The sequence below is a fragment of the Halopseudomonas sp. MFKK-1 genome (assembly GCF_027474385.1).
In the GTDB taxonomy this organism is placed as follows: Bacteria; Pseudomonadota; Gammaproteobacteria; order Pseudomonadales; family Pseudomonadaceae; genus Halopseudomonas; species Halopseudomonas aestusnigri.
In genome coordinates this window covers 2,872,307-2,885,668 of sequence record NZ_CP114836.1, presented here as the reverse complement: position 1 = coordinate 2,885,668, position 13,362 = coordinate 2,872,307, and the positions used below count along the sequence as shown (strand labels likewise).

Here is a 13,362-nt window from a genome sequence, read left to right as displayed (position 1 = left end):
ACTCATATCCTGCGACCCATGTGCCCCGGCACACAGCGATGTGGGAAAGCATGGCAGATAAAACAAAACCCCGCCGAAGCGGGGTTCTGTCACTACCGTTGACCAATGAAAATTACTTCATGGTCCAGCCAGTCAGTTCAGCCAGCGCTGCGCCGATGTCGGCCAGCGAGCGAACAGTTTTCACGCCAGCGTCTTCCAGAGCAGCAAACTTCTCGTCTGCAGTACCCTTGCCGCCGGAGATGATCGCACCAGCGTGACCCATACGCTTGCCTGCCGGAGCAGTAACACCAGCGATGTAGGATACAACCGGCTTGGTGACGTTGGCCTTGATGAACGCAGCCGCTTCTTCTTCAGCGCTACCGCCGATCTCACCGATCATGACGATCGCTTCGGTCTTCGGATCTTCCTGGAACATCTTCAGGATGTCGATGAAGTTGGAGCCCGGGATCGGGTCGCCACCGATACCGACGCAAGTGGACTGACCGAAGCCGGCGTCAGTAGTCTGCTTGACCGCTTCATAGGTCAGGGTACCGGAACGGGAAACGATACCGACTTTGCCCGGCAGGTGGATGTGACCCGGCATGATACCGATCTTGCACTCGCCGGGGGTGATGACACCCGGGCAGTTCGGGCCGATCAGGCGCACGCCCAGCTCGTCACACTTGACCTTGGCGTCCAGCATGTCGAGAGTCGGGATGCCTTCGGTGATGCAGACAATCAGCTTGATGCCGCTGTTGGCCGCTTCAAGGATGGAGTCCTTGCAGAACGGAGCCGGAACGTAGATCACGCTGGCTTCGGCGCCAGTTGCCTCAACAGCTTCAGCAACGGTGTTGAACACCGGCAGGCCCAGGTGAGTAGTGCCACCTTTGCCCGGAGTAACGCCACCAACCATCTTGGTGCCGTAGGCAATCGCCTGCTCGGAGTGGAAAGTACCCTGCGAGCCGGTGAAGCCCTGGCAGATGACCTTGGTGTCTTTGTTGATCAGGATGCTCATTATTTACCCTCCGCGGCCTTGACGACTTGCTGGGCAGCGTCGGTCAGACTGGTTGCAGCGATGATGTTCAGGCCACTCTCGGCCAATACCTTGGCGCCGAGATCGGCGTTGTTGCCTTCCAGACGAACAACAACCGGTACCTTGACGCCTACTTCTTTAACGGCGCCGATGATGCCTTCAGCAATCATGTCGCAGCGTACGATACCGCCGAAGATGTTAACCAGAACCGCTTGTACGTTGGAGTCGGACAGGATGATCTTGAACGCTTCGGTAACGCGCTCTTTGGTCGCGCCGCCGCCCACGTCCAGGAAGTTGGCAGGCTTGCCGCCGTGCAGGTTGACGATGTCCATGGTACCCATGGCCAGACCGGCGCCGTTGACCATGCAGCCGATGTTGCCTTCCAGAGCAACGTAGTTCAGTTCGAACTTGGCAGCGTGGGCTTCACGCGGATCGTCCTGGGACGGATCGTGCATGGCGCGCAGCTTGGGCTGACGGTACATGGCGTTGCCGTCGATGTTGATCTTGGCGTCCAGGCAATGCAGGTTGCCGTCTTCCTTGATCACCAGCGGATTGATTTCCAGCAGCGCCAGGTCGTAGTCGGCGAACAGCTTGCCAAGGCCTACGAAAATGTTGGTGAACTGCTTGATCTGGTCGCCTTCGAGGCCCAGCTTGAATGCCAGCTCACGGCCCTGATAGGGCTGCGGGCCAACCAGCGGGTCGATGGTAGCTTTCAGGATCTTCTCAGGCGTCTCTTCCGCAACCTTCTCGATCTCGACACCACCTTCGGTGGAGGCCATGAAGACGATACGGCGAGTGGAACGATCAACTACCGCGCCCAGGTACAGTTCCTTGGCGATGTCGGTGCAGGACTCAACCAGAATCTTGCTGACCGGCTGACCATTGGCATCAGTCTGGTAAGTAACCAGACGCTGACCCAGCCACTTCTCGGCGAAGGCTTTTGCATCTTCCTTGCTCTTGACCAGCTTTACACCGCCGGCTTTACCGCGGCCACCAGCGTGAACCTGAGCCTTGACGACCCACATATCGCCGCCAATCTTGTCACAGGCTTCAGCCGCTTCTTCCGGAGTGTCGACAGCAAAACCCTTGGATACTGGAAGGCCGTATTCAGCGAACAGCTGCTTCCCCTGATATTCGTGAAGATTCATGCTTTTCTACCGTTTTGATCGTGTAGGAATTACGTTTTATAGCCACTGTCCTAGGGGACCGTAACCACCAATGCCGTTCTGCCGGAGACCTGCTGACCCGCACATGTCTCATCCTTTACATGCCCTGCTGCCTGCACTCGCCCTTTTCGACGGGCTCGTGACGGGCAAACCGGCATCCGGCAACACGGCTGACCACCCTATCGTGGCCTGGCCGATTGCTCGGCCAAAGTTGTCCTTTAAGCTGCGCTGTTGACCCGACTGTCGCACTGCGACCGCCGGGTCAGCGCGCTATATTAACGCTTCTTGCGGTTGGCGACATGAATTGCGTGGCCATTTACCGCCAGTGCCGCTTCATGCAGCGCCTCGGACAGCGTCGGGTGCGAGAAGACCATCATGCCCAGATCTTCTGCGCTGGTACCGAATTCCATCGCGATGGCGCCCTGCTGAACCAGTTCGGCAGCGCTCGGGCCAATAACGTGAACACCCAATACGCGGTCGGTCTTGGCATCGGCGATCATCTTGACGAAGCCGCCGGTGTCGTTGGCAGCAACCGCACGGCCACTGGCAGCGAACGGGAATACGCCGACGTTGAACTCGACGCCTTCAGCCTTGAGCTGCTTCTCGTTCTTGCCGACCCATGCGATTTCCGGGTGGGTGTAAATAACAGACGGGATCAGGTCGTAGTTCATCGCGGCCTTGTGCCCGGCGATGCGCTCGGCGACCATTACGCCCTCTTCCGACGACTTGTGGGCCAGCATCGGGCCGCGAACCATGTCACCGACGGCGTATACGCCCGGCACGCTGGTGGCGCAGTAGTCATCAACATACACCATGCCACGCTCGTCCAGATCGACACCACAATCGGAGGCCAGCAGGTTTTCGGTGTAAGGACGGCGGCCAACGGCCACAATCAGCTTGTCAAAGGTCAGCTGCTGCTCGCCTTCGCTGTCGGTAAACGACACGGTGACCTGCTTGCGCTTGATCTCGGTACCGGTAACGCGCGCGCCCAGGCGAACCTGCAGACCCTGCTTGGTGAAGGTCTTCAGGGCTTCCTTGGCAACCTGCTCATCGGCCAGGCTCAGGAAGGAATCCAGCGCTTCGAATACGACCACTTCAGCGCCAAGACGGCGCCATACCGAACCCAGTTCCAGACCGATCACACCAGCGCCGATAACGCCCAGTTTCTTCGGTACAGAGGTGAAGTCCAGAGCACCGGTGGAATCGACGATAATATCGTCGGTCAGCGGTGCCGGCGGAATGTTGATCGGCACGGAGCCGGAGGCCAGAATCACGTTCTCAGCATCCAGTACAGTCACGGTACCATCGGGGGCGGTGACTTCAACCTTCTTGCCGGCCAGCAGCTTGCCGTGACCTTCAATGCTGGTAACACCATTGGCCTTGAACAGGGTCGCAACGCCACCGCTGAACTGCTTGACGATCTTGTCCTTGCGCTCGACCATCGCCGGAACATCCATGCTGATGCCCTTGACGTCGATGCCGTGGACCTTGTAGCCCTCTTTGGCTTCGTAGTACTTCCAGCTGCTGTCCAGCAGTGCCTTGGACGGGATACAGCCAACATTCAGGCATGTGCCACCAAGGGCGTTCTTGCCATCCTTGCCGACGTATTTCTCAATACAGGCGGTCTTCAGACCCAGCTGCGCGGCACGGATGGCGGCAACGTAGCCGCCAGGGCCCGCGCCAATGACTACCACATCGTATTTCTGACTCATGAGCAAATCCTCTGTTGGCAGCAGAACTCAAAACGGAGCCCGGCACTGGGTGCCGGGCGAGTAATCTGCTGCTAAAAACCCGTAGTACCGATCAAACGTCCAGCAGCAGACGAGCCGGGTCTTCCAGCAGGTCCTTGATGGCAACCAGGAAGCTCACCGCTTCCTTGCCGTCGATCAGGCGGTGGTCGTAGGACAGTGCCAGATACATCATCGGCAGGATGACAACCTGACCGTTGACCGCCATCGGCCGCTCCTGGATCTTGTGCATGCCCAGAATAGCTGCCTGCGGCGGGTTGACGATCGGCGTGGATACCAGCGAACCGAATACACCACCGTTGGAGATAGTGAAGGTGCCGCCGGTCATCTCTTCCATGGTCAGCTTGCCGTCGCGAGCCTTGCGGCCGTAATCGGCGATGGTGCCTTCGATGTCTGCCAGGCCCATGTGCTCGGTGTTGCGCAGAATCGGCACAACAAGACCGCGGTCACTGGATACGGCAACGCCAATATCCTGATAGCCGTGGTAGACAATGTCGTTGCCGTCAATGGAGGCGTTGACCGCCGGGAAGCGCTTGAGTGCTTCGGTAGCCGCCTTGACGAAGAAGGACATGAAGCCCAGACGCACGCCGTTGTGCTTCTTCTCGAACAGGTCCTTGTACTTGCTGCGCAGGTCCATGACCGGCTTCATGTTGACCTCGTTGAAGGTAGTCAGCATGGCCATGTTGGACTGGGCATCAACCAGACGCTCGGCGATACGCGCACGCAGGCGGGTCATCGGCACGCGTTTCTCGGTCCGATCGCCTTCAGGCAGCGCAACAGCGGCAGCCGGCGCTGCCGGTGCAGCAGGCTTGGCAGCCGGAGCGTTCTTCTTCGCCTCAACAGCGTTCAGCACGTCTTCCTTGGTGACGCGACCGCCCTTGCCGGTACCGGAGATCTCGGACGCGACCAGACCGTTTTCCTCAGCCAGCTTGCGGGCAGCCGGCGACAGCATCGGCTCCTCACCAGTTGTTTCGGCAGCAGCCGGTGCCGCCTCGGCCTTGGCCTCAGCCGGCTTGGCAGCCGGCGCTGCAGCAGCCTCACCGTCTTTCAGCACGCCCAGGACTTCGCCACTCAGTACGGTGTCGCCTTCGGCCTTGGCAATGTCGCCCATGACGCCGTCAGCTTCCGCCAGCACTTCCATAACGACCTTGTCGGTCTCGATATCTACCAGCAGCTCATCGCGTTTTACCGCATCACCCGGTTGCTTGTGCCACGTGGCAACAGTGCCGTCAGCCACCGATTCCGGAAAAGTTGGGGCTTTGATTTCAATAGCCATTGTCGATCCTTATTAATCTCTGTTGTCTGACGTAGCTCAGACGGTAAAGGCGTCTTGCAGGAGCTTTTCCTGCTGTTCAGCGTGCATGGAAGGATGGCCGCAGGCCGGCGCGGCAGAAGCCTCACGTCCAGCGTAGTCCAGATACAGATTCTTGGTCTTGTGCTGAGACAGTACACGACGCATATGATGCTGGCTGCAGTACCAGGCGCCCTGGTTCATCGGCTCTTCCTGACACCAGACAACCTTCTTCAGGTTCTTGTAGGGTGCCAGCACATCGGCCAGATCGTCCTCAGGGAACGGATACAGCTGTTCGATACGAATAACCGCAACGTTGTCCAGCTCGTCATTGCGACGCTTTTCCAGCAGGTCATAGTAGACCTTGCCGCTACACATAACGACGCGATCAACCTTCTTCGGATCGATGGCATCGATCTCCGGAATCACGGTCTGGAAGGAGCCTTCGGCCAGTTCTTCCAGAGTCGAGGTCGCCAGCTTGTGGCGCAGCAGCGACTTGGGAGTCAGGGCAATGAGCGGCTTGCGCAGCGGACGAATCACCTGGCGGCGCAGCATGTGGTAGACCTGAGCCGGAGTAGACGGCACGCACACCTGAATGTTGTGCTCGGCACACAGTTGCAGGAAGCGCTCGAGACGGGCGGACGAGTGCTCCGGACCCTGCCCTTCGTAGCCGTGCGGCAGCAGCATGGTCAGACCACACAGACGTCCCCACTTGTGCTCGCCGCTGGTGATGAACTGGTCGACGACCACCTGGGCACCATTGAAGAAGTCACCGAACTGGGCTTCCCAGATAACCAGCGCATTGGGCGTGGTTGTTGCGTAACCGTATTCAAACGCCAGTACGGCCTCCTCCGACAGGAAGGAGTCGTAGATATCGAAACGCGGCTGGTTGTCGCTCAGCTTGCGCAGCGGAACATAGGCACGGCCATCGTTTTGACTGTGCAGCACAGCGTGACGGTGCGAGAAGGTGCCGCGACCCACGTCCTGGCCAGTGATGCGCACAGGATGCCCTTCGTGCAGCAACGTGGCGTAAGCCATGGTTTCGGCGAAGCCCCAGTTCAGCGCCAGAGCACCAGCAGCCATCTTGCGACGGTCTTCGATGATCTTGCCAACCTGACGCTGCAGCACCAAGCCGTCCGGCAGATCCGTCAAGCGGTTGGCCAGCTCCTGCAGGGTCTTCAGGTCAAAACTGGTGTCGTGACGCGCAGTCCACTTGTGATTCAGGTACGGCGTCCAGTCAACGAACGAACTGCTGTCCGGCTCCTTGACCAGGCTCTTGACCACGTGGTCACCGTTATCCAGCGCGTTGCGGTACTCCTCGAAGTAATCCTGAACGTCTTCCTTGCTCAGCACGCCTTCGGCAACCAGGCGCTCCGCGTAGATTTCGCGGGTTGTCGGGTGCTTGGTGATGACTTCATACATCAGCGGCTGGGTACCGGAGGGCTCGTCGGCTTCGTTGTGGCCGCGACGGCGGTAGCAGACCATATCGATGACGACGTCACGCTTGAACTGCATGCGGTAGTCAACGGCCAGCTGGGTTACAAACAGAACCGCTTCCGGATCATCGCCATTGACGTGGAAGATCGGCGCCTGAATCATCTTGGCAACGTCGGTGCAGTACTCGGTGGAACGCGCATCGTCCTGACGACTGGTGGTGAAGCCAACCTGGTTGTTGATGACGATGTGGATGGTGCCACCAGTCTTGTAGGCTCGGGTCTGGGACATCTGGAATGTCTCCATGACCACACCCTGACCGGCAAAGGCTGCATCACCGTGAATGCTGATCGGCAGCACCTTGTCGCCAGTCACGTCGAGGCGACGGTCCTGACGGGCGCGTACGGACCCCTCGACCACCGGAGAAACAATCTCCAGGTGAGACGGGTTGAAGGCCAGCGCCAAATGGACTTCGCCACCGGAGGTCATGACGTTGGACGAGAAGCCCTGGTGGTACTTGACGTCACCGGAGCCCATGTCGACCTTCTTCTTGCCTTCGAACTCGTCGAACAGGTCGCGGGGGTTCTTGCCGAGGGTGTTGACCAGCACGTTCAATCGGCCGCGGTGTGCCATGCCGAGCACAACTTCCTGGGTGCCGTAGGAGCCTGCACGCTGAATGATTTCATCCAGCATGGGAATGAGGCTCTCACCCCCTTCCACACCAAAACGCTTGGTACCCGGATACTTGGTACCCAGATACTTCTCCAGACCTTCAGCAGCAGTCAGACGCTCGAGCAGGTGACGCTTGGTATCAGCGCCCAGCTGGGGCTTGCCGCGCACGCTTTCGATACGCTGCTGGAACCAGCGGCGCTGGGTGGAATCCACGATGTGCATGTACTCGGCCCCGAAGGTCGAGCAATAGGTCGATTTCAGCGCATCCAGAATTTCACGCAGGGTCGCCTCATCCTTGCCGATCTGCAGCTCACCGGTGCGGAACACCGTGTCCAGATCAGCATTGGTCAGGCCGTAATCGGCCAGAGTCAGGTCGGCGATTTCTTCGCGCTTCCAAAGGCCCAGGGGATCAAGAGTGGAAGCCTGATGGCCACGCATCCGGAAAGCCTGGATCAGACGCAGAACATCGATCTGCTTTTTCTCGTGCTCGCTACTGACTGCGCCGCCGCTGACAGCCTGCGGACGACGATTGCTCTTGGCGAGCTGAAGGAAGTGGTCGCGAATTGCGGAGTGGGGAACGTCCGAACCGGCGTGACCGTTTACCTGGGGCAGCTTTTGGAAATAGCTTCGCCACTCTTCGGAAACACTGTTCGGATCTTGCAGGTAGAGCTCATAAAGCTCTTCAACATAGGACGCATTCCCACCGTCAAGGTGAGAGGTGCTCCACAGCTGCTGCATTACGCTGTCTGGCATGCTTGGTCACCCTCTATAAGGGGACACCACCTGGCGCTAAGACCATTAATTGGCGAGTCATTCAATGACTCAGCCATCCGCGCGAAACTGCTGGCGTTGACTAGTGGCAGTGTCGCTGCCTCCAATCCTGCCGCCACCTATCCCGTTTAACGGAAAATTGCCGGCCCCGACAGATAGTTCGGGTGTTACCCGAGTGCCCCTGCTGGTTTAGGTACATACAAACCGCTGCTTTTTGGGCTGCGGTTCGTTAAAAAACTGACCGGCTCCCTATGGCAGGAGCCGGTACAGGCCAACTTAATGCAATTTAAGCCGATCAGGTACCGCTTTGCAGCAGCATGTTGCGGATGTGACCAATGGCACGGGTCGGGTTGAGACCCTTCGGGCACACATTCACGCAGTTCATGATGCCGCGGCAGCGGAATACACTGAACGGATCATCCAGGGAAGCCAGACGCTCGTCGGTCTTTTCATCGCGACTATCCGCCAGGAAGCGGTAAGCCTGCAGCAGACCAGCCGGGCCGATAAACTTGTCCGGGTTCCACCAGAAGGAAGGACAGGAAGTCGAACAGCAAGCACAGAGAATACACTCGTACAGGCCATCCAGTTTTTCCCGCTCTTCGGGTGACTGCAGGCGCTCGATAGCGGGCGCCGGCGTGTCGTTTTGCAGATACGGCTGCACTTTTTCGTACTGCTTGTAGAAGATGCTCATATCTACAACCAAGTCACGAATTACCGGCAAACCAGGCAACGGACGCAGAACAAGCTTGTTGTTCTTGACCACGGAAGACAGCGGAGTGATACACGCCAGGCCGTTTTTGCCGTTGATATTCATGCCATCAGAGCCGCACACACCTTCACGACAGGAACGGCGGTAGGAAAAACCTACATCCTGTTCCTTGATCAGGGCCAGCACGTCAAGAACCATGATGTCCTTGCCGCCGGTATCAACCTGAAAATCCTGCATGTGAGGAGCGTTGTCGCTCTCGGGGTTGTAACGATAAACACTAACTTGCAACATATCGATCACCCTTAGTAAGTACGCACTTTAGGCTCAAATGCCGGAACAGTCTTGGGCGCGAAGTTAACCGCACGCTTGTTCAGCTGCTTGGTTTCAGGCATGTACAGGCTGTGGCACAGCCAGTTCACGTCATCGCGCTCCTCGAAGTCTTCACGCGCATGGGCACCGCGGCTTTCCTTGCGGGCTTCAGCTGCGATCGCAGTGGCTTCGGCCACTTCCAGCAGGTTCTGCAGTTCCAGCGCTTCAATACGTGCGGTGTTGAATGCCTGGCTCTTGTCTTCGATCTTGACGTTGGCGATGCGCTCACGCAGATCGGCCAGCTGGGCAATACCCTTCTGCATGTATTCGCCAGTACGGAATACACCGAAGTAGTTCTGCATGCAGTTCTGCAGTTCCTTACGCAGCGGAGCAACATCTTCGCCGGTATTACGCTCGTTCAGACCGGACAGGCGCGCCAGCGACGCATCGATGTCGGACTCAGAGGCACCACGGTGCTCGATACCTTCCTTCAGCGCAGACTCCAGGTGCAGACCGGCAGCACGACCGAAGACCACCAGGTCCAGCAGCGAGTTACCGCCCAGGCGGTTGGCGCCGTGTACCGATACGCAGGCCACTTCACCTACTGCGAACAGACCTTCAACAATCTTGTCGTTGCCGTTGGCATCCTGGGTAATCGCCTGACCGTGAATATTGGTAGCAATACCACCCATCATGTAGTGACAGGTCGGAACAACCGGAATCGGCGCGGTAACAGGGTCAACGTGAGCGAAGGTCTTGGACAGTTCGCAGATACCGGGCAGACGGCTGTGCAGAACTTCTTCGCCCAGGTGATCCAGCTTGAGCATAACGTGATCGCCATCCGGACCACAGCCATTACCGGCCAGAATTTCCTTGACCATGGAACGGGCAACAACGTCGCGACCAGCCAGGTCTTTCGCGTTCGGCGCATAACGCTCCATGAAACGCTCACCGTGCTTATTGATCAGGTAACCACCTTCACCACGGCAACCCTCGGTAACCAGGGTACCGGCACCGGCGATACCGGTCGGGTGGAACTGCCACATTTCGATGTCCTGCACCGGCACGCCAGCACGCAGAGCCATGCCAACGCCGTCGCCAGTATTGATCAGGGCGTTGGTGGTAGAGGCATAGATGCGACCTGCACCGCCAGTCGCCAGCACGGTAGCCTTGGCACGGATATAGACGGTTTCGCCGGTTTCAATGCAGATGGCGATAACACCAACGACAGCACCGTCCTGGTTCTTGACCAGATCCACGGCATACCACTCGTTCAGGAACGAGGTGTTGTGCTTGACGTTGTTCTGATACAGGGTGTGCAGCAGTGCGTGACCGGTACGGTCGGCTGCAGCACAGGTACGGGCAGCCTGAGTCGGGTTATCGGGACCCTTGGACTGACCACCGAACGGACGCTGATAGATGCGCCCGGTTTCGGTACGGGAGAACGGCAGACCCATGTGCTCAAGCTCGAAGACCGCTTCCGGGCCAACGGAACACATGTACTCGATTGCGTCCTGGTCACCGATGTAGTCGGAGCCCTTGACGGTGTCGTACATGTGCCAGCGCCAATCGTCATTCGGATCGGCAGAGGCGATGGCGCAGGTGATGCCACCCTGGGCCGAAACGGTGTGCGAGCGAGTCGGGAATACCTTGGTTACAACAGCGGTCTTGTGACCACCCTGAGCCAGCTGCAGTGCAGCGCGCATGCCGGCACCACCACCACCCACGATGATGGCATCAAAAGTCAGTGTGCGAATGTTAGACATTTAGTTACCCCAGAGAATCTGCACGCCCCAGACGAAAATCACGAACATGACCAGACCGCAGACCGCCTGGAACAGGAAGCGGACAACGGTGGCAGATTTGCCAAGGGCCATGGGAGTCAGGTAGTCGGTCGAGATGGTCCACATCCCAACCCACGCATGCACACTCAGCGAAACCAGTGTCAGCAGGCTGAAGATGCGCATCCAGCTCTGGGAAAACAGACCATGCCAATCAGCAAAGGTCAGCCCCGGATTGCAAATCAGGTAGCCAAGCAAAAACAGCACATAAGCAGCCAGCACTACAGCGGAGACGCGCTGCGCCATCCAGTCATAGAGACCGCTGCGAGACAGGTTGGTGACATTCGTTACCATATCCACACCCCCAGAAGAACAATCACGATGGCAGAAACCACGATTACTACCTGCGAACCAAGCTTGCCGCTTTCCAGCCCTTCACCAATCCCCGCATCCATTACCAGATGACGCACACCGGCAATGAGGTGGTAGAGAAGCGCGGACAGAATGCCCCAGATGACCAGCTTGGCCAGTGGGTTCTGCAGGCAGCTCTTGATCTGCTCAAAGCCGCTCTCGGAGGTGAGAGAGGTGTCGAGCATCCAGAGAAGCCCAGCGATGGCGACAAACAGGATCACGCCAGAAATGCGATGCAGAATTGACGTGTATGCGGTTACAGGAAGCTTGATAGTCCTGAGGTCGAGGTTGACGGGTCGTTTGCTATTCACGGCTATATTCACACTCAGGGCCCTGTGGACAGGGCTGGATTATAGGAAGATGCACTGTGACACCTTTAATGACCCGCCCCAGCAGCCTCTGGCGAAGCCCTGCGGGTCACTTTGCCGGTCAAGGAGTATAGTGACTTAGACCGTTGATTACAACGGAACGACCGGCGGGAAACGCTCTGTTTCCGCGGTGCCAAGTCTAGCCAGGCAACAAGAAAAGCTTGCAATTAAACCTTTTAATTGACCTCATTTCCTTTCACTATCCGCACAATTGACAAACCGATTTATCACCTTATAGTGATGCGGGCCCTGCGTGGGGGGTCACCTTTTCGATACAGCAAAACAGGAGGCCATCAATGGCTGACAAAAAGGCGCAGTTGATCATCGAGGGCGCGGCCCCCATCGAGCTGCCAGTCTATTCCGGGACCATGGGCCCCGACGTTGTGGACGTACGCGGCTTGACCGCCCAAGGCGTATTCACCTTCGACCCTGGCTTTATGGCCACTTCGTCCTGTGAATCCAAGATCACCTACATCGACGGCGACAAGGGTGTACTCCTGCACCGCGGCTACCCGATCGATCAGTTGGCCGAGAAATCCGACTTCCTGGAGACCTGCTTCCTGCTGCTCAAGGGCGAACTGCCCAGCGCAGAAGAGAAGGCCAAGTTCGACAACACCATCAAGAACCACACCATGGTTCACGAGCAATTGAAGAATTTCTTCAACGGCTTCCGCCGCGATGCGCACCCGATGGCCATCATGTGCGGCGTTGTCGGCGCCCTCTCTGCCTTCTACCACGACTCACTGGATATCAACGATCCGCATCATCGCGAAATTTCCGCGATTCGTCTGATCGCCAAGATGCCGACCCTGGCCGCCATGGTCTACAAGTACTCCATGGGGCAGCCCATGATGTACCCGCGCAATGACCTGAGCTACTCCGAAAACTTCCTGCACATGATGTTCAATACCCCATGTGAAGAGAAGAAGATCAGCCCGGTACTGGCCAAGGCAATGGACCGTATATTCGTCCTGCACGCCGACCACGAGCAGAACGCCTCCACCTCAACCGTACGCCTGGCCGGCTCGTCCGGAGCCAACCCGTTCGCCTGCATTGCAGCCGGTATCGCTGCCCTCTGGGGGCCTGCACACGGTGGCGCAAACGAAGCGGTACTGCGCATGCTGGACGAGATCGGTGATGTATCGAACATCGAAAAATTCGTCGCCAAGGCCAAAGACAAGGACGACCCTTTCAAGCTGATGGGCTTCGGTCACCGCGTCTACAAGAACTTCGACCCGCGCGCCAAGGTCATGAAGCAGACCTGCGACGAAGTTCTGGCCGAACTGGGCATCAACGATCCGCAGCTGGAACTGGCGATGAAGCTGGAAGAGATTGCGCGCAACGATCCGTACTTCAAGGAGCGCAACCTGTACCCGAACGTCGATTTCTACTCAGGCATCATCCTGAAAGCGATCGGCATTCCGACCGAAATGTTCACCGTTATCTTTGCCACCGGCCGCACGCCGGGCTGGATTGCGCACTGGAACGAGATGATCAGCGGTCCGTACAAGATTGGCCGGCCGCGCCAGCTGTACACCGGCTCAACCCAGCGCGACTACCCTTCCAAGTAATTGCGCCGAGAGTGAAAAAATCCCCGCCATGTGCGGGGATTTTTTTGCACGCATCAAACTGTTCAGCTCACATGGCACCTGACTGTATGGCTTGCCCGGCGGGCTTTCGTGATTGGATA

The 13,362-nt window shown here is 58.0% G+C and carries 10 protein-coding genes; 1 reads left to right on the top strand and 9 read right to left on the bottom strand.

Features of this window, described 5'->3' with window-relative positions:
- Positions 1–112 precede the first annotated feature (112 nt).
- The 9 genes from sucD to sdhC all read right to left on the bottom strand — a co-directional run bounded on the left by sucD (position 113) and on the right by sdhC (position 11,627).
- A complete protein-coding gene (gene sucD, locus O5O48_RS13445; RefSeq protein WP_088274120.1) occupies positions 113–994 on the bottom strand; it encodes a succinate--CoA ligase subunit alpha in 882 nt (293 codons plus the stop codon).
- Positions 994–2,160 carry an ADP-forming succinate--CoA ligase subunit beta gene (sucC, locus tag O5O48_RS13440; protein WP_088274119.1) on the bottom strand — a complete coding sequence of 389 codons (1,167 nt, stop codon included), beginning with the start codon at positions 2,158–2,160 and terminating at the stop codon, positions 994–996. The genes sucD and sucC overlap by 1 nt, the downstream gene beginning before the upstream one ends.
- Before the next feature lie 293 nt (positions 2,161–2,453).
- Entirely contained in the window at positions 2,454–3,890 is a 1,437-nt protein-coding gene (lpdA, locus tag O5O48_RS13435; RefSeq protein WP_088274118.1) for a dihydrolipoyl dehydrogenase, read from the bottom strand.
- Positions 3,891–3,981: 91 nt separating this feature from the next.
- On the bottom strand, positions 3,982–5,202 hold the full coding sequence (gene odhB / locus O5O48_RS13430) for a 2-oxoglutarate dehydrogenase complex dihydrolipoyllysine-residue succinyltransferase (RefSeq protein WP_269687278.1): 1,221 nt from the start codon (positions 5,200–5,202) through the stop codon (positions 3,982–3,984).
- Between the two features lie 36 nt (positions 5,203–5,238).
- A complete protein-coding gene (locus O5O48_RS13425) occupies positions 5,239–8,076 on the bottom strand; it encodes a 2-oxoglutarate dehydrogenase E1 component (protein ID WP_269687277.1) in 2,838 nt (945 codons plus the stop codon).
- 313 nt (positions 8,077–8,389) lie between these two features.
- A complete protein-coding gene (locus O5O48_RS13420) occupies positions 8,390–9,094 on the bottom strand; it encodes a succinate dehydrogenase iron-sulfur subunit (RefSeq protein ID WP_088274115.1) in 705 nt (234 codons plus the stop codon).
- A gap of 11 nt (positions 9,095–9,105) precedes the next feature.
- Positions 9,106–10,878 carry a succinate dehydrogenase flavoprotein subunit gene (gene sdhA / locus O5O48_RS13415; protein WP_269687276.1) on the bottom strand — a complete coding sequence of 591 codons (1,773 nt, stop codon included), beginning with the start codon at positions 10,876–10,878 and terminating at the stop codon, positions 9,106–9,108.
- Complete coding sequence (sdhD, locus tag O5O48_RS13410) at positions 10,879–11,247, bottom strand: succinate dehydrogenase, hydrophobic membrane anchor protein (protein ID WP_088274113.1); 369 nt, start codon at positions 11,245–11,247, stop codon at positions 10,879–10,881.
- The gene (gene sdhC / locus O5O48_RS13405; RefSeq protein ID WP_228247171.1) at positions 11,241–11,627 is read right to left on the bottom strand and encodes a succinate dehydrogenase, cytochrome b556 subunit; all 387 of its coding nucleotides are present in this window, start codon (positions 11,625–11,627) and stop codon (positions 11,241–11,243) included. Before sdhC ends, sdhD begins: the two co-directional genes overlap by 7 nt.
- A gap of 341 nt (positions 11,628–11,968) precedes the next feature.
- Between sdhC and gltA the strand changes: the two genes are divergently transcribed.
- Complete coding sequence (gene gltA / locus O5O48_RS13400) at positions 11,969–13,243, top strand: citrate synthase (protein WP_088274111.1); 1,275 nt, start codon at positions 11,969–11,971, stop codon at positions 13,241–13,243.
- Positions 13,244–13,362: the final 119 nt, after the last annotated feature.